A 15,762-nucleotide genomic window follows, 5' to 3' on the forward strand; every position below is an offset into this window, starting at 1 on the left:
CGACGATGGTCGGCCGCCGTCTCGCCCGCATCGTGCGGGCCCGCCGCGAGGCGCGCGCTCCCGCGCCCGACCCGCTGGTCGTCCTCGAGCGGGCCCAGCTGGAGCAGGAGGAGCGGCTGGACCAGGCCCGCCGCGCCGTCGCCGACCTCGTGGTCCAGCGCCGCCGGGTCGAGCTGCTCGCCGTGCGGGCGAGCGACGAGATCGCCCGGCTCAACCGCGGGGCCGAGGAGGCCGTCGGCCGCGGCGACGACGCCGGGGCGCGCGAGCTGCTGCGCCGGTCGATCGTGACGGGGGAGCGCCGCGAGGAGCTGCACGCCCAGCGGGCGCGGCTCGACGCGCAGGTGCGCCGGCTCGAGCACGGCCTGGGGCAGGTCGAGCGGCGCCTGGAGGACTCCCAGTCCCGCTACCTCGCGCTGCGCGCCGACCACGACGCGGCCCGCGCCGCGACCGAGGTGCGCGCCGCGCTGGGCGCGGCGGGGCAGCAGGCGGCCGAGACACGTCGCGCGGCGCAGGAGGCCGAGCAGGCGGTCCGCGAGCTGCGGGCACGCGCGGCCGCCTACGACGAGCTGGCCTGGACCGACCCGGACGGGGAATCGGTGCGCGCGGCGTTCGAGGAGCTCGAGCACGGGCGCGCGGCCGAGGCCGAGCTCGAGCGGCTCAAGGAGCGCCGCGCCCTCGACCCGTAGGTCACCGGGGCCGCGTCCCCGGCCTGCCTGGGCGCGAGGCGGTAACGCGAAGCCGCCGCCCGCCCCCGGGTCCCCGCTGTCGGCGGGCCGGGCCGCTAGCCTGCGCGCGGGGCCGTCCAGCGCCGGGGGCCCGCTGCGGCGCACACCGCCGCCGACGACGGGCGCGCGTCCCGGGGGTCGGCTCCCGCCGGGCGGCCGAGGAAGGTGGTGGTGCGGGTGGCGTTCTCACCGGACGACGCCCCGGTGCCATCCCGCCGGCCGCACATCACCGGGGACTCGCCGCTGCCGCCCGCCGGGGACGTCCGCGCGGTGCTGACCACCCTCCTCGAGCGCGACGTCGAGCTCACCCCCGGCCCGGAGCTCGGACCGGCCACGCCCGCGGTCATCGGCGTCTACACCGACGACCTGGGCCGCCCCGAGGCGGTCATCGCCCTGGACGTCCACCTGGCCCGGCACCTCTCCGCGGCGCTGGCCCTGCTCCCGCCCGCGCGGGCCGACCTCGCCAGCGACGCCCTCGCGCCGGCCGTCCTGGAGGACGCCACGGAGGTCCTCAACGTCATGAAGGTCCTGCTCGAGGGCGACGACGGCCCCCACCGGCGGCTGCACCGGGTGCTCGACGCATCGGTGACGCCACCGCCGCACGAGGTGGCCGCCTGGATGCGCAGCCACCGGCCTCGCCTCGACGTCGACGCCGAGGTCCAGGGGTACGGCGGCGGGCGGCTCAGCATCGTCGTGAACGCCGGCTGAGCGGCATCGCCGGCCGCCGGTCCCGCACCGCGCCGCACGTCACCGGCCCCCACCGGCGCGGGCCCCCCACGGGCCCGCGCCGGTGTCCGTATCCTGGCCGCACCGTTGAGAGAAGGACCCATGAAGCTGCTCCTGCCCGACTCCCTCCCGCTCGCGCCCGACCTGCCCGACGGCGTCGACGCCGTCGTCTACGCCGCCGCCGCCCCGGTGCCCGCCGAGCACCGCGACGCCGAGGCGCTGGTGGTGTGGGGCAGCTCCGGCGACGACCTGGCCGCCGTGGCCGACAAGATGCCGCACCTGCGCTGGGTGCAGACCCTCGCCGCGGGCCCGGACACCGTCCTGCGAGCCGGCTTCCCCGACGACGTCGTCGTCACCTCCGGCTCCGGCCTGCACGACGCCACGGTGACCGAGCACGCCTTGGCGCTCACCCTGGCCCTGCTGCGGCGCCTGCCCGAGGCCGCCGCCGCCCAGGCCGAGCACCGCTGGGACCCCGAGCTCGGCGGCCTCCAGCCGCTGCGCCCGCACGGCCGGGTGACCACCCTCATCGGCTCGCGGGTGCTGATCTGGGGCTTCGGCAACATCGGCCAGACCCTCGCCCCGCTGCTGTGCCAGCTCGGCGCGCAGGTGCGCGGCGTGGCCCGCAGCGCCGGGCAGCGCGCCGGCTTCGACGTCGTCGCCGAGGAGGATCTGGCCGCCGAGCTCGAGCGGACCGACGTCCTCATCATGATCCTGCCGGCCACCGACGCCACCGCCCGGGCGCTGGGCGCCGAGCGGCTCGCCGCGCTGCCCGCCCACGCCTACGTCGTCAACGTCGGGCGCGGGACCACCGTGGACGAGGACGCCCTCGCCGCGGCCCTGACGGCCGGGGAGATCGCCGGCGCGGCGCTGGACGTCACCGCCGTCGAGCCGCTGCCGGCCGACTCCCCGCTGTGGGACGTGCCCAACCTGCTCATCACCCCGCACGCCGCGGGCGGGCGCCCGGTCGGCGCCGACGAGCTCATCGCGCACAACGTGCGCGCGCTGCTCGAGGGGGCGCCGCTGCGCAACGTCGTCGCGCGCTGAGCCGTCAGTCGTTGCCGGTCTCGACCGCCTCCTCGGCGCGATCCTCGTCGGCGAAGCGGGCGGCCTGGTCGGCGGACCGGCGCGCGCCGGCCTCCGGGTTCTCCGCGGCGTCGGTGGGCGGCGTCTGCTCGTCGGGCGTCGGCGTGCTCTCGCTCATCGCGCCACCGTGGCACCCCGCCGCGCCGCCCGCACGCCGGCGGGAGAGACTGACCGTCTCCGTCGGAAGGGGCCGCCCGTGCACGTCGTCCTCGCCACCGTGGGCAGCGCGGGCGACGTCGCCCCGATCGTCACGCTCGGCACGGTGCTGGCCGGACGCGGACACCGGGTCACCGTCCTGACCAACCCGCACTTCCGGGAGATGGTGGAGGGGGCCGGGCTCGAGCTGGTCCCGATCGGCACCGCGGCGGCGTACGACCGCGCCCTGGCCGACCCGGACATCTGGCACCCGGTCCGGGGCCTGCGCACGATCGCCCACGGGGCGATCCTGCCGGCCATGCGGCCGATGTACGACTACCTCGCGGGGCTGGACCCGGCAAGCACCGTGCTGGCCGCGACCGCGCTGGCGTTCGGCCCGCGCCTCGCCCAGGAGCGCCTGGGGTTCCGGCTCGTGACCCTCCACCTCCAGCCGGCGCCGCTGCTCAGCGCCTACGACAACCCCGAGATGGCCGGGGCGCGGCTGCCGGACTGGCTGCCGGTGCACACCCAGGCGTGGCGGCTGGAGCTGGGCGAGCGGCGCTTCGTCGACCCGCTGCTGACCCCGGGGCTCGGCGCCTTCCGCGCCGAGCTGGGCCTCCCGCCCGTCACCCGGGTGCTCGGCCGGTGGATCCACTCCCCGGACCGGGCCGTGGGGCTCTTCCCCGACTGGTTCGCGCCGCCGCGGCCGGACTGGCCCGCCAACCTCATCCTGACCGGCTTCCCCGGCGGCGGGGCGGAGGCGCCGCTCGATCCCGAGCTGGCCGCCTTCCTGGCCGCGGGCGAGGCGCCCGTGGTGATCACCCTCGGCTCGGCGATGGCGCACGGCGCGCGCGTGCTCGGGCAGGCGGTGGCCGCCGTCCGCCGGATCGACCGACGGGCGGTCGTGCTCACCCAGTTCCGCGACCAGCTGCCCGCACGGCTGCCCTCGGACGTCCACCACGTCGCCTGGGCCCCGCTGGGGCGGCTCCTCCCACGCGCCGCGGCGCTGATCCACCACGGCGGGGTCGGCACCGCCGCCCAGGCGCTGGCGGCCGGCGTCCCGCACCTCGTGGTCCCCTTCGCCCACGACCAGCCGGACAACGCCAACCGGCTGTGCCGGCTGGGGGTGGCCGAGCGGGTGTCGCCGCGGGTCTTCCGGGCCCCGCGGGCGGCCGCCGCCCTGCGTCGGCTGCTCGACCCCGCGGTGGCCGCCCGCTGTGCCGGCTACGCCGCCCGGGTGGACTTCCGCGGCGCGGCCGCACGGGCCTGCGACGTCGTCGAGGCCACCGCACCGGGACGGCAGTGAGCCGGTGGGCGCCGGCGAGACCCGGGGTGAGACCGGGGGCGAGGCGGGGCCCGACCCGGGCCGGACCGCCACCGGCCGGGGGCCCGGCGAGGGGGCCGCGGATCTCCCCCACCGGCGCGGCCGCGCCGTATCGTGGACGTCATCCCGGCGCGGCTGGCAGGTGAAGCCATGGGCATTGACGCGATCGTCCGAACCGTTCGCCGGGTTGCCCGCCGCCTGCGCGGACGGCCGGCCGCGCCCCCCGTCGAGCCGGTCGCCCGCCTGCGGGCGGAGGTGCGCCGCTCGCTCGAGCGCACCGGGCGTGCCGTGGGCGCGGCCGAGTCGCGCGGGTCGCTCGCCGGCGGCCTGGCCTCCGAGGCCGCCTACCTCGCCCGCGTGGGCGCGGAGCTCGACGACGACCTGGCCCTCGCCCAGCGGGAACCCGACCCGCGGGTGCGGGACCTGTGGGCCGACTGGCTGGCCGACCGCGTGGTCGAGCACCGCCGACTCTGCGCCGACCTGCGCCGCCAGGCGCACCGCACCGCCGCCTGGACCGGCGGCAGCCGGCTGTTGCTCGCCTCGGACCAGCAGGCCTTCCTCGAGGCCGGGATCCGCATGAGGCCGAACCGCCCCCAGGTGTGAGGCGCGTCGGTGGCCGGCGCCCGGCGGGCATGGGCGACGGCGGCCGATTTACGATCGCGGCGTGACCGAACAGGCGGCGCCGAGGGGATGGATGCGCCTCGTGCGCCTCGCCGTCGTCACCGCCCTCGTCGGCGTCGGCGGCGGCGTCAGCGGGATGGTCGTCAGCCTGGGACTGCACGCCGTGGAGCACCTGGCGTACGGCTACTCGGCGGGAACGTTCCTCACCGGCGTCGTCGGGTCGGCGCCGTGGCGGCGGGTGCTCGCCCTGGCGATCGCCGGCGTCGTCGGTGCGCTGGGGTGGTGGGCGCTGCGCCGGTGGGCCAGGCCGGTGGTCTCCGTGCAGGACAGCGTGCAGGGGGCGCGTATGCCGGCGTTCACCACGGTGGTCAACGCCGCGCTCCAGATCGTCGTCGTCGGCCTCGGCGCCTCCATCGGCCGGGAGGTCGCCCCCCGCGAGCTCGGGGCGCTCTTCGCCGGCTGGCTGAGCGAGAAGGTGGGCCTGACCGCGCGCGAGCGGCGCACCCTCGTCGCGTGCGGTGCCGGGGCGGGCCTGGCCGCCGTGTACGACGTGCCGGTCAGCGGCGCCCTGTTCACCCTCGAGGTGCTGCTCGCCCAGCTCACCTTCACCTCCGCCGTCCCGGCGCTGGCGACCGCCGCGATCGCGACCCTCGTCGCCCGCCTGGCGCTGCCGGCCGGCCCGCTGTACTCGCTGCCGGAGGTGGCGGTGACCCCGTCGCTGGTGGCCTGGGCCGTGGTGGTCGGGCCGCTGCTGGGTCTCGCCGGGCACTGGTTCGTGGTGGGCGCGCAGCTGGCGGCCCGCCACCGCCCGCGGGGCTGGACGATCCTGCTCGTCATGCCGGTGGTGTTCCTCGGCGTCGGCCTGCTGGCGGTGCCGTTCCCGTTCATCCTCGGCAACGGCCGGGCGCTCGGTGAGGTGGCCTTCGCCGCCACCGCCTCGGTCGGCCTGCTCGCCGCCCTGGCGGTCCTCAAGGCCGCGGCGACGACGGCGACGATCGGTGCCGGGGCCGCCGGCGGCACGCTGACGCCGTCGCTGGCCATCGGGGCCACCCTCGGCGGCGCGCTCGGTGGCCTGTGGGTGCTGGTGTGGCCCGGGACACCGGTCGCGGCCTTCGCCTTCGTCGCGGCCGGGGCGTTCCTCGCCACCTCGATGCGTGCGCCGTTCACGGCCCTGCTCCTCGTCGTGGAGTTCACCGACCGGGGCCCGGCGCTGCTGCTGCCCGCCATGATCGCCATCGCCGGCTCGGTGGCGGTGAGCCAGCTGATGTCGCGGCGCTGGCTCACCGGCGTCGCCTGAGGCAACCTGGGGCGCGGCGCCCCTCAGAGCGGGGCGAGGCGGGTCCGCAGCAGGCAGAACTCGTTGCCCTCGGGGTCGGCCAGGACGTGCCAGGACTCCTCGCCGGTCTGGCCCACGTCGGCCGGGCGCGCCCCGAGCTGCAGCAGGCGCTCGAGCTCGGCGTCCTGGTCGCGGTCGGTGGCGTTGACGTCGATGTGCAGCCGGAGCTTGCCCGGCTCCGGCTCGTCCCGATGGCTGAAGACGATCGTCGGCTGCGGGCCGCCGAACCCCTCACGCGGCCCGATCTCGACGTAGCCGCCCTCCTCGCGGTCGAGCACGACGAAGTCCAGGACCTCGCACCAGAACCGCGCCAGCGCCTCGGGATCGCGGCAACCGAGCACGAGCTCACTGATCCGACATGCCATCGACCGAACCTGCTCTCGACGTCGGGCGGGCCGCCGGGGCGCTCCGGGCTCCCGGCGGCGGGAGACGCTGGCGACCGTACCGGGCCGGGGCGCCCCGCGGGAAGAGTTTTTGAGGGGCGGTGCGGCGGTATCCGCGCTGCGGCGGTATCCGCGGTACGACGGCGCCCGCCCCGCCTCATCCGTCGGCCGACGCCCCCAGCGCCTGGAGCTGGTGCAGCAGACGGCGCCAGCCGGCCGGGGCGCCGTCGGCCAGCGCCGGCAGCTCCCGGGCCAGCCGGCGGGCTAGGTCGGCGGCCCGGCGCTCGGGCGCGGAGGCGAGCATGCGCTCGTAGCGCTGGTCCAGCAGGTAGTGGTCGCGGTGGGCGGCGAGCATCGCGACGAGGTCGAGGAAGATCGCCAGCCGGCGCGCGGCCTCCTGCGACGTGCCGGCGCCGTCGGCCGTCGCGACGTAGCGGAACCGCCCGCGCCACAGCCGCTCCTGGGCGGGCTTGGGCGTGAGCGTGACGACGGTGCCGATGAGCGAGGTGCCCTCGTCGGGCTGCCCCGCCCGCCCGGCCGGCCCGCCGTAGCGGCGGCCGTGCCGGGCCTGGAACGCGGCCACCTCGTGGGCGAGGCGGAGGAAGTTGTCGTCCGTCATCGACGTGCCCACCACGAGCAGGTGGCGGGTGACCATGAGGGACTGGACCACCGAGGCCACCGGCCGCGCCATGGCGTCGTAGCGGACGAAGTCGCTGCGGAAGAGCACGATCGACTCCGGCCGCGCGAGGTCGCCGTGCATCTTCAGCACCCACGGCACCCCGGCCTGCACGACGGCCCCGGGCAGCACCGGCACCGGGGCGCGCACGACGTCCCCGGCGGCCACCTCGTAGAGGGTGTCGTAGTTGGTCGTGACCACCTCCATGCAGCCCAGCGCCGCCAGGGTGGCGTGCGTGAGGGCGTAGCGGTCGGCGCCGGAGAGCTCCTCGACCACCGCCTGCCCGAACCCCTCGCCCAGCTCCCGGCGCAGCAGCTCGGCGCGGTCCAGCGGGGCGAGGTCGTCCAGCGGGACGGCGGCGCGGCGCTCGAGCCGCGCCAGCAGCTCCGACCACGACGGCAGCCCGGCCGCCACGCCCACCCCCGCGCCGAGGAAGAGGGCGAGCTCGCCCCGACGGGCCGCCCCGGCGATGCGCCCGGCCGCCTCCTGCAGCTCCGGGGCGAGGTCACGCTCGGGGGAGGGGCGCCGGCGGCGCACCTCCTGGAAGGCGGAGTAGTCGGCCGGGTGCTTGGCGACGATGGCGACGTCCACCGCCGTCATGCCGACCACGTCCTGGCACGTCTCCAGCAGCAGGTCGAGGAGCAGGCCGCGGATCTCGTTGAACCCGCCGCCGCCGGTGCCCAGCGCGGGCACGGCCACGAGCGGGTGCGGGCGGTCGTGACGCGGCACGATGCCGGCCCGGGCGATCTCCCGCAGCGTGGCGGCGAGCCGGCCCGCGAGGTCCTGGGCCGCCGTGGTGGCGTCCTGCCCCTCGAACCACGTGGCGTCGATGAACCAGGTGGGCAGCGGCGGCGCGCACGCGTCGCACGCGCCGGCGCGGCCGAACCGCTTGGTCGCCCAGCCGGCCGGGCGCAGCCCCGCCGCGTCCGCGCCGTCGGAGCGGCCCACCACCGCGTCCCAGTCGGACTCGATGACGAACCGCTCGTCGGAGGGCACGATCACGGCGTCGCAGTCGAGGTGCTCGAGCAGGCCCTGGATGACGAAGACGTGTCCGGTGCCCATGAGTGCCGAGGCTACTGGCCACCCGGAATCGGGGGCTCCCCGCGCCCCCGGCGGCCCGGTCGGTGAGACTACGGATGTCGCCCAGCACCGCGGCGCACGCCTTCACGACAGCACCGATGCACAGGAGGACTCATGTCTGAGCGCAACACGCTGGTCCGAAGCATGCACGACCTCGGCCTGGGAGCCTGGTTCGGCGGCTCCCTCATGGGCGCCATCGGCCTCAACGGCGCCGCCGCCCACGCCTCCGACCCGCGCGAGCGGCTGACGCTGTCCTCGCGCGGCTGGGGCATGTGGGCCCCGGTCAACGCCCTGGCCATCGGCACGCACGTCGTCGGGAGCCTGGGCCTCATCGCCGCCAACAAGTCCCGGCTGATGAAGCAGCCCGAGGCCCAGTCCAACACGGTGGTCAAGGCCGGCCTGACCGGGCTCGCCGTCGGGCTCACCGCCTACAGCGGGATGCTCGGCGCCAAGGTCGCCCGGCAGGGGCACAAGGGGGAGACGGCCGAGGGGGCCACCGAGCCCGGCGCGCACACCTCGACGAGGACGACGATGGCCCAGCGGCAGCTCAAGGCCATCCAGTGGGCGATCCCGCTGGTGACCGGGACCCTGGTGGTCCTGGGCGCCCAGCAGGGCGAGCAGCAGCGCCCGCTGGCCGGGTGGGTGCGGTCGATGCGCCGGCACTGAGCCGCGCCCGTTCTCGCCCACCGGCCGCCCTCGTCGGGCGGCCGGCTCGCGTGGCAGGCTCGCCGCGGGAAGGACCCACGCGGCGAGGAGGGCGCATGACCGAGGACAACGTCGGGCTCATCGGGCTGGGCGCCATGGGCCGCCCCATGGCGGCGCACCTGCTCCGGGCGGCGCGCGAGCGCGGCGGCGAGCTGTGGGTGCACAGCCGCCGCCGGGCCAGCGCCGAGGAGCTGGTGGCGGCCGGGGCCCGCTGGGCGGCCACGCCGGCCGAGCTGGCCGGCCGCTGCGGCGTCGTGGTCAGCATGGTCCAGGACCTGCCTCAGGTCGCCGAGGTCCTCGACGGCGACGGCGGGCTCCTCGCCGGGCTGTCCGCCCCGGCGGTCCTCGTCGTCGCCTCGACCAGCTCGCCCGACGGCGTGCGGGCGCTCGCCGACGACGTCGCCCGCCGCTCGGCGGGGCGGCTCGCCGTCGTCGACGCCCCGGTCTCGGGCGGGGTGGAGGGCGCCGCCGAGGGCACCTTGTCGATCATGGTGGGCGGCGCGCCGGCGGACGTCGCCCGCGCCCTGCCCTGGCTCGGTGCCATGGGCACCGCCGTCCACCTCGGCCCCATCGGCGCGGGGCAGGTGGCCAAGGCCTGCAACCAGCTCATCGTCGCGGCCACCACCGTCGCCCTGGGCGAGGCCAGCGTCATCGCCGAGCGCTCCGGCCTCGACCTGGCCCGGCTCCTCGACCTCCTCGGCGGCGGCTACGCCGGCTCCCGCCTGCTCGAGGTGAAGAAGTCCCGGCTGGTCGCCCACGACTACACCCCGGCGGCGCCGGCGAAGTTCATGGTCAAGGACCTCGGCTTCGCCGCCGACGAGGCCCGGCGCACCGGCGTCGCCGTCCGCCAGCTGCCCGTGCTGCAGGAGGTCTTCGCCGACATCACCGCCCGCGGCCTGGGCGACCTCGACACCGCCGTCGTCCAGCGCGACCTCGAGGACCGCTCCGCCTGAGCCGGGTGCGGCGCTCACCGCTCGCGCCCGCCTCCCCGCGATCGCAGACCGCTCGCGCCCGCCTGCACGGGATCTCCACCCGCCCCCGGCCCCGCCGCCGCCCCGGCGGGCGCACGATGGAGCCGTGCCCCGACGGCTGGTCCTCTGGCTGGCGCTGGCCCTCGTGGTCGTCGCCGCGGCCCTCGCCGTGCTCTCGCCCGGGTTCGTCGGCGCGGTCCTCAGCGTGGGCGGGCGCGGCGGGCCGCCCGCCGCCGGCACGGCGGCCGCGACGCCGGCACCGGTGGCAACACCCGAGTCGCCGGCGGCGGCCCCGGCCCCGGCGGGGAGCGCCGCGGCGGCCCGGCCCCTCGCCCGCCTCGCCGTCGCCGGGGACACCGGCACCGGCAGCGACCAGGAGCGGGCCGTGGCCGCCGAGATGGCCCGCCGCGGCGGGGACGACCCCTACGCCGCCCTCGTCCTGCTGGGCGACCTCGTCTACGACGTCGGTGACCCGGCCCTCGTCGACCGGGTCGTCACCCGGCCCTACGCGCCCGTCCTGGGCACCGGGGCCGTGCTCGTCCCGGTGCTCGGCAACCACGACGAGGTCAGCGGCGAGCAGGGGCGGATCCTGCGGGCGCTGGGCCGCGACCACCCCTGGTACGTCCAGCAGGTCGGCCCCGTGCGCCTCGTCGTCCTGGACTCCAACCGGGTCGACGACCCCGCCCAGACCCGGTGGCTCGAGCAGACGCTCGCCGCCGACGTCCCGGCCGGCACGTGGACCCTCGTCGCCATGCACCACCCGGCCTACTCCGCCGGGGTGCACGGCTCGGACGCGCGGGTGCGCGCGGCGTGGGCCCCGCTGTTTGCGCGGCACCACGTCCCGCTCGTGCTGGCCGGGCACGACCACGACTACGAGCGCACCGCCCCGCAGGACGGCGTCACCTACGTCGTCTCCGGCGGGGGAGCGAAGACCCGGCCGGTGGGGCGCGAGCCGTTCACCGCGGTCAGCGCGGCCCGGCTGCACTACCTCGACCTCGCCGTCTACGCCGACCGCCTCGTCGGCACGGCGATCACCCCGGACGGGCAGGTGCTGGACAGGTTCACCCTCACCCGCTGACCCCGGCTCCCGCAGCCAGGATGACGATCCGGGCGCAGCCAGCGTGGCATCTAGGCCCGCGGCGGGGGCGCAAGGGGTCGGCCCCGGCTGGCCTCCTCGAGGATCTCGAGGATGTGCCGGTAGGGCCGCCCGGTCGCGGCGGTCATCCCCATCTCGCACGTGCGGTTGCACGAGGCGTACGCGCCGAAGGTGCCGCCGCGGCGCTCGCGGGCGGCCAGCTCGGCGGCCTGGGCCGCGGTGGCGCTCGCGGTCAGCTCCGGGTGGAGCATGCCTCGGTCCCCGGCCGTGCCGCAGCAGCCCCAGGTGTCCGGCACGGTGACCTCCCGCGCCACCGCCCGGGCCAGGACGGTCAGGTCGCCCACCGCGCCCAGGTGCACGGCCGAGCAGGTCGGGTGCAGCGCGAGGGAGGGCAGCGGCCGGAGGGCGAGCCGCGGCAGCAGCGTGGCGCGGGCGAAGGTCACCGCGTCGAGCAGCGTCAGGCGGTCCCACCGCCGCGCGTCCTCCTCGCCCAGCCGGGCGCGGATGCCGGTCAGGCCGTGCGTGCAGCTGGTGGCGTCGCACACCACCGGCAGCCGGCCGCCGTCGGACGCCTGCCACACGGCCGCGGCGACCTTGCGGGCCATGACCGTGGCGCCGTCGACCAGCCCCTTGGACTCCCACACCGTCGCGCAGCACAGCCCGTCGATGCCCGCCGGCACGACGACGCGCACCCCCGCCCGCGCGCACAGCCGCAGGAACGCCACGGCGACGCCCGCGCCGTCGCCCTCGGCGGCGAAGAGCGAGCCGATGCACGCCGGGAAGTAGACGGCCTGGGCCGCTCCGGGCGCCTGCTCCGGCGGCACGACCGCGGGGGAGTGGGCGGCCAGCGCGGCCCGGGCCGTGCCCGCCCCGGGCAGGTCGCCGACCTGCGGGACCCAGTCGCGCACCGTCTCCCCGGCCACCTTCCGCACCCCGGCGCTGAGCCCGCGCAGGACCGGACCGGGCACCGCCTCCGCCACGGTCAGGGCGCCGCGCAGCGCCGCCGTCGTCGGGCCCCAGGCCCGCGCCGCCGCCGCGCCGGCGGCCTGCACGGGCGCCGGGCGGGCCGCGGCGCGGAAGGTCTTCATGACCTTGCCGGTGTCGATGCGCACCGGGCACGCCGTCACGCACATGGAGTCGGCGGCGCAGGTGTGCACCGCCTGGTAGTCGTAGGCCGCGGTCAGCTCCTCCCGCCGGTCGGGCCCGGCGACGGCGATGTCGCGCAGCAGCGTGATGCGCTGACGGGGGGAGTGGTGGCGTTGCGGGAGGGGCACACCGGCTCGCAGTAGCCGCACTCCACGCACCGGTCGAGCTCGGGGTGGACCGCGGGCACCACCTTGAGGTGGCGCAAGTGCGCCTGCGGGTCCTCGTCGAGCACCACCCCCGGGGCCAGCACGCCGGCCGGGTCGCACAGCGCCTTGATCTCGCGCATGACGTCGTACAGGGCGTCGCCATACTGCCGGCGCACGTACGGCGCCATGATGCGGCCGGTGCCGTGCTCGGCCTTGAGCGAGCCGTCCGCGCCGAGGACGAGGTCCACCAGGTCCTCGGTGAACGCGGCGTAGGCGTCGAGCTCGGCGGGCACGTCCAGGTGCGGGTTGATCATGAAGTGCAGGTTGGCGTCCTTGGCGTGCCCGAAGGTCACGGCGTCGTGGTAGCCGTAGCGCGCCAGCAGCGCGTCGAGGTCGCGCACCGTGCCGGGCAGGGCCGCGGGCGGGACGACGACGTCCTCCAGCAGCGCGGTGGTCCCCGGCGGCCGGGCGCCCGCCACGGCGGCGTACAGGTCCTTGCGCACCGCCCACATCCGCCCCCGGGCCACCGGGTCGGACGTCAGCGCCGTGGGCAGCGCCAGCTCCAGGCGCGCCAGGACCGGCTCGAGCCGGGTGCGCGCCTCGGCGAGCCCCTCCGCGGTGGCGTCCTGGAGCTCCACCAGCAGCGCGGTGTGCTCCTCCACCGGGATCGCGCGCATGACCTCGTCCGCCTGCGGGTCGCGCTGCGCCACGCGCAGCGCCGCGGGGTCCATGAGCTCGATGGCCACCGCCCCGGCCTCGCTCAACGGCGCGATCGCGTCGCTGGCCCGGGCGATGGAGTCGAACACGCACAGCGCGGTGGCCACGTGCGGCAGGGCGGGCACGGTCCGCAGCGTCACCTCGGCGACGTAGGCGAGGGTGCCCTCGGACCCGACCACCAGGTGGGCGAGGATGTCCACCGCCCGGTCGTGGTCGAGGAGGGCGTTGAGGCCGTAGCCCATGGTGTTCTTCATCGAGAACTGGTGCTCGATGCGCGCGCGCAGGCCGGCGTCCCCGCGCACCCGGTCCCGCAGCCGCAGCAGCCCGGCGTGCAGGTCCGGCTCCCGGTCCCGCAGCCGGGCATCGGCGTCGGGGGCGGCGGTGTCGAGCACCGTGCCCGAGGGCAGCGCGAGCACCATCGACGCCAGCGTGCGGTAGGCGGTGGCCACCGTGCCGGACGTCATGCCGGAGGAGTTGTTCGCCACCACCCCGCCGATGGTGCACGCCCGCTCGCTGGCCGGGTCCGGGCCGAGGCGGCGGCCGTAGGGCGCCAGCGCCGCGTTGACCCGTCGCAGCACCGCGCCGGGCTGGCAGCGGACCCGGGCGCCGCCGTCGAGGACCTCCACCTCCGCCTGGTGCCGGCGCACGTCGACGAGCACCCCGTCGGTCACCCCCTGGCCGGACAGCGACGTCCCGCCGGAGCGGAACGTCAGCGGCACCCCCGCCCGGGTGGCCGCGGCGAGGACGGCGGCCACCTGCCCGGTGGAGGTCGCGGTGACCACCGCGCGGGGGGTGAGCAGGTAGTGCGAGGCGTCGTGGGCCATCCGGGCACGGTCGACGACCGCGGTGCTCAGCCCTCCCGGCCCCGCCGCCTCGCCGAGCACCGCCGGGTCTGCCGTGCGCGCCGGGCGCGTGGTGGTCATGGCGTCATCACCCTCCGAGCGACCTGCCCCCACTGTGCCACCGCGCCGGCGCCGACGGCGGGCGAGCGGGAGCGCGGCCGCCCCCGCACCCGGGTGCCACCGGGGTGGGGGAATCGTCCCTTTCGGCGGGCGCCGCGGGCGATGGAGGAGCACCCTGGTGGCGGTCCCTGGCGACCGGTCGCCAGGCCGACACCTGAGCGATGGAGCCGTCATGACATCGACCGTCCTGGCCGCGACCTTCACACCGACGACGGACCCTGTGGGCGGCAGCCTGCTCGCGTCCGCACTCGTGGCCCTGATCCCACTGATCGTCTTCTTCGTCATGCTGGGGGTGCTCAGGCTCAAGGCGTACGTCTCCGCCCTGGGCGCGCTCGCCGCGGCGCTGCTCGTGGCGGTCATCGCCTTCGGCATGCCCGCCCCCCTGGCCCTGCTCTCGGCGACGCAGGGCGCGGCCTTCGGCCTGTTCCCGATCCTGTGGATCGTCATCACGGCCATCTGGCTCTACGAGCTGACCGTCATCAGCGGCCGGATGGACGACGTGCGCGCCACCTTCAGCGCCGTCGGCCGCGGGGACATGCGGGTGCAGGCCATGCTCATCGCGTTCTGCTTCGGCGCCCTGCTCGAGGCGCTCGCCGGGTTCGGCGCCCCGGTGGCCATCACCGGCGCGATGCTCCTCGCGCTGGGCCTGCCGCCCATCCGGTCCGCCATGATCGCCCTGGTCGCCAACACCGCACCGGTGGCCTTCGGAGCGATGGCCATCCCGATCACGACGGCGGGGAACCTCACCCAGATCCCGCCGGCCGAGATCGCCGGCGTCGTCGGCCACCAGACGCCGTTCCTCGCGCTGTTCGTGCCGACGCTGCTGCTCTACATCGCGGACGGCCGGCGCGGCGTGCGTGAGGCGTGGCCGGTCGCGGCCGTCACCGGGCTGGTGTTCGCGATCCTGCAGTGGTGGGCATCGAACTACTTCGCCTACGAGCTCACCGACGTCATCGCGTCCCTCGGTGCCTTCGCCGCCGCGGTGGTCATGCTGCGCTGGTGGCGGCCGACGACGCCGGACGAGCAGCGTTCCCATGTGGTCGACGCGGGCCGTGACCTGACCCCCGAGCGGGTGATCCTCGGCCTGCTGCCCTACTGGCTCGTGGTCATCATCTTCGGCATCGGCAAGCTGTGGCGAGTCGGCGTGGACGTCCCCGCGGCCCTCGCCTCGACGGACGTGAAGGTCCAGTGGCCGGGCCTGTACGGCAACCTGCTCGCTGCGGACGGCGCCCCCTCGCCGTCGGCCGTCTACACCTTCCAGTGGCTCTCCAGCCCCGGCACCATGCTGCTCATCACCGGCCTCATCGTCACCGTCGTCTACTCCTTCGCCCGGGACCGGGGCCGGGCGCCCATCACGATCGGCCAGGGCATCGGCGCGTTCTTCCGGACGGTGCGGGACATGTGGCGTGCCATCCTGACGATCGCCACCGTGCTGGCCCTGGCCTACGTGATGAACCAGTCCGGGCAGACGACGACGATCGGCACCTGGATGGCCGCCACCGGCGGGCTCTTCGCCTTCCTCTCGCCCATCCTCGGCTGGCTGGGCACCGCCGTGACCGGGTCGGACACCTCCTCCAACGCCTTGTTCGCCAAGCTGCAGCAGACGGCGGGCATCCAGGCGGGGATCGACCCGCACCTGCTCGTGGCCGCCAACTCCTCCGGCGGGGTGGTGGGGAAGATGATCAGCCCGCAGAACCTCACCATCGCCGCCGCCGCGATCAACAGGCCCGCGGCAGAGCCGGAACTCCTGCGCCGCGTCATCGGCTACAGCATCGTCATGCTGCTGTTCCTCTGCGTCCTCGTCTACCTGCAGTCCACGCCGGTGCTCGGCTGGATGATCGCCTCGGCGGGCGGGCGGTGACACCGCCCGGGCACAGCGCCCGCGGGTGAACGGGCGACGGCGCCGCCGGGAAGCTCCCGGCGGCGCCGT

At 76.8% G+C, this 15,762-nt stretch carries 15 protein-coding genes; 10 read left to right on the forward strand and 5 right to left on the reverse strand.

The window, feature by feature from the left end; genetic code table 11:
* The first annotated feature begins 5 nt into the window (after nucleotides 1-5).
* The 3 genes from GD970_RS07325 to GD970_RS07335 all read left to right on the forward strand — a co-directional run bounded on the left by GD970_RS07325 (nucleotide 6) and on the right by GD970_RS07335 (nucleotide 2,495).
* Complete coding sequence (locus GD970_RS07325) at nucleotides 6-686, forward strand: PspA/IM30 family protein (protein ID WP_152202238.1); 681 nt, start codon at nucleotides 6-8, stop codon at nucleotides 684-686.
* A gap of 216 nt (nucleotides 687-902) precedes the next feature.
* Nucleotides 903-1,433 (forward strand): hypothetical protein, encoded by a 531-nt coding sequence (locus GD970_RS07330; RefSeq protein WP_152202239.1) that lies wholly within the window; start codon nucleotides 903-905, stop codon nucleotides 1,431-1,433.
* Between the two features lie 120 nt (nucleotides 1,434-1,553).
* Nucleotides 1,554-2,495, forward strand: coding sequence for an NAD(P)-dependent oxidoreductase (locus GD970_RS07335; protein WP_152202240.1), 942 nt, complete (start codon nucleotides 1,554-1,556; stop codon nucleotides 2,493-2,495).
* 4 nt (nucleotides 2,496-2,499) lie between these two features.
* Here the strand turns inward: GD970_RS07335 and GD970_RS21550 are convergent, their stop codons facing one another.
* The gene (locus tag GD970_RS21550; RefSeq protein WP_155524133.1) at nucleotides 2,500-2,652 is read right to left on the reverse strand and encodes a hypothetical protein; all 153 of its coding nucleotides are present in this window, start codon (nucleotides 2,650-2,652) and stop codon (nucleotides 2,500-2,502) included.
* Nucleotides 2,653-2,730: 78 nt separating this feature from the next.
* Here GD970_RS21550 and GD970_RS07340 point away from each other — a divergent pair, with 78 nt between their 5' ends.
* The 3 genes from GD970_RS07340 (at nucleotide 2,731) to GD970_RS07350 (ending at nucleotide 5,911) form a co-directional block, all read left to right on the forward strand.
* On the forward strand, nucleotides 2,731-3,975 hold the full coding sequence (locus GD970_RS07340) for a glycosyltransferase (protein WP_152202241.1): 1,245 nt from the start codon (nucleotides 2,731-2,733) through the stop codon (nucleotides 3,973-3,975).
* 168 nt (nucleotides 3,976-4,143) lie between these two features.
* Complete coding sequence (locus GD970_RS07345; RefSeq protein ID WP_152202242.1) at nucleotides 4,144-4,596, forward strand: hypothetical protein; 453 nt, start codon at nucleotides 4,144-4,146, stop codon at nucleotides 4,594-4,596.
* 61 nt (nucleotides 4,597-4,657) lie between these two features.
* Nucleotides 4,658-5,911, forward strand: a complete 1,254-nt coding sequence (locus tag GD970_RS07350; protein ID WP_226925215.1) for a chloride channel protein — start codon at nucleotides 4,658-4,660, stop codon at nucleotides 5,909-5,911.
* A gap of 23 nt (nucleotides 5,912-5,934) precedes the next feature.
* On the opposite strand, the gene GD970_RS07355 is transcribed toward GD970_RS07350, so the two are convergent.
* Together GD970_RS07355 and GD970_RS07360 are read right to left on the reverse strand one after the other, a co-directional pair.
* Nucleotides 5,935-6,315, reverse strand: coding sequence for a VOC family protein (locus GD970_RS07355; RefSeq protein ID WP_152202243.1), 381 nt, complete (start codon nucleotides 6,313-6,315; stop codon nucleotides 5,935-5,937).
* 175 nt (nucleotides 6,316-6,490) lie between these two features.
* A complete protein-coding gene (locus GD970_RS07360; protein WP_152202244.1) occupies nucleotides 6,491-8,071 on the reverse strand; it encodes an SIR2 family protein in 1,581 nt (526 codons plus the stop codon).
* A gap of 132 nt (nucleotides 8,072-8,203) precedes the next feature.
* Between GD970_RS07360 and GD970_RS07365 the strand changes: the two genes are divergently transcribed.
* The 3 genes from GD970_RS07365 (at nucleotide 8,204) to GD970_RS07375 (ending at nucleotide 10,843) form a co-directional block, all read left to right on the forward strand.
* Nucleotides 8,204-8,755 (forward strand): hypothetical protein, encoded by a 552-nt coding sequence (locus tag GD970_RS07365; RefSeq protein WP_152202245.1) that lies wholly within the window; start codon nucleotides 8,204-8,206, stop codon nucleotides 8,753-8,755.
* Nucleotides 8,756-8,850: 95 nt separating this feature from the next.
* Nucleotides 8,851-9,747, forward strand: a complete 897-nt coding sequence (locus tag GD970_RS07370) for an NAD(P)-dependent oxidoreductase (RefSeq protein ID WP_152202246.1) — start codon at nucleotides 8,851-8,853, stop codon at nucleotides 9,745-9,747.
* A 124-nt stretch (nucleotides 9,748-9,871) separates the two neighbouring features.
* Nucleotides 9,872-10,843, forward strand: a complete 972-nt coding sequence (locus GD970_RS07375; protein WP_152202247.1) for a metallophosphoesterase family protein — start codon at nucleotides 9,872-9,874, stop codon at nucleotides 10,841-10,843.
* 50 nt (nucleotides 10,844-10,893) lie between these two features.
* Here GD970_RS07375 and GD970_RS22135 read toward each other — a convergent pair whose 3' ends face one another.
* On the reverse strand, nucleotides 10,894-12,135 hold the full coding sequence (locus GD970_RS22135) for a (Fe-S)-binding protein (protein WP_226925216.1): 1,242 nt from the start codon (nucleotides 12,133-12,135) through the stop codon (nucleotides 10,894-10,896).
* On the reverse strand, nucleotides 12,042-13,793 hold the full coding sequence (locus GD970_RS22140; protein WP_226925217.1) for an FAD-linked oxidase C-terminal domain-containing protein: 1,752 nt from the start codon (nucleotides 13,791-13,793) through the stop codon (nucleotides 12,042-12,044). The genes GD970_RS22135 and GD970_RS22140 overlap by 94 nt, the downstream gene beginning before the upstream one ends.
* Before the next feature lie 211 nt (nucleotides 13,794-14,004).
* Between GD970_RS22140 and GD970_RS07385 the strand changes: the two genes are divergently transcribed.
* Nucleotides 14,005-15,693: an L-lactate permease gene (locus GD970_RS07385; RefSeq protein WP_152202248.1), complete on the forward strand. Its 1,689-nt coding sequence runs from the start codon at nucleotides 14,005-14,007 to the stop codon at nucleotides 15,691-15,693.
* Nucleotides 15,694-15,762: the final 69 nt, after the last annotated feature.

The sequence above is a fragment of the Georgenia thermotolerans genome (assembly GCF_009193185.1).
GTDB classification, from domain to species: domain Bacteria; phylum Actinomycetota; class Actinomycetes; order Actinomycetales; family Actinomycetaceae; genus Georgenia; species Georgenia thermotolerans.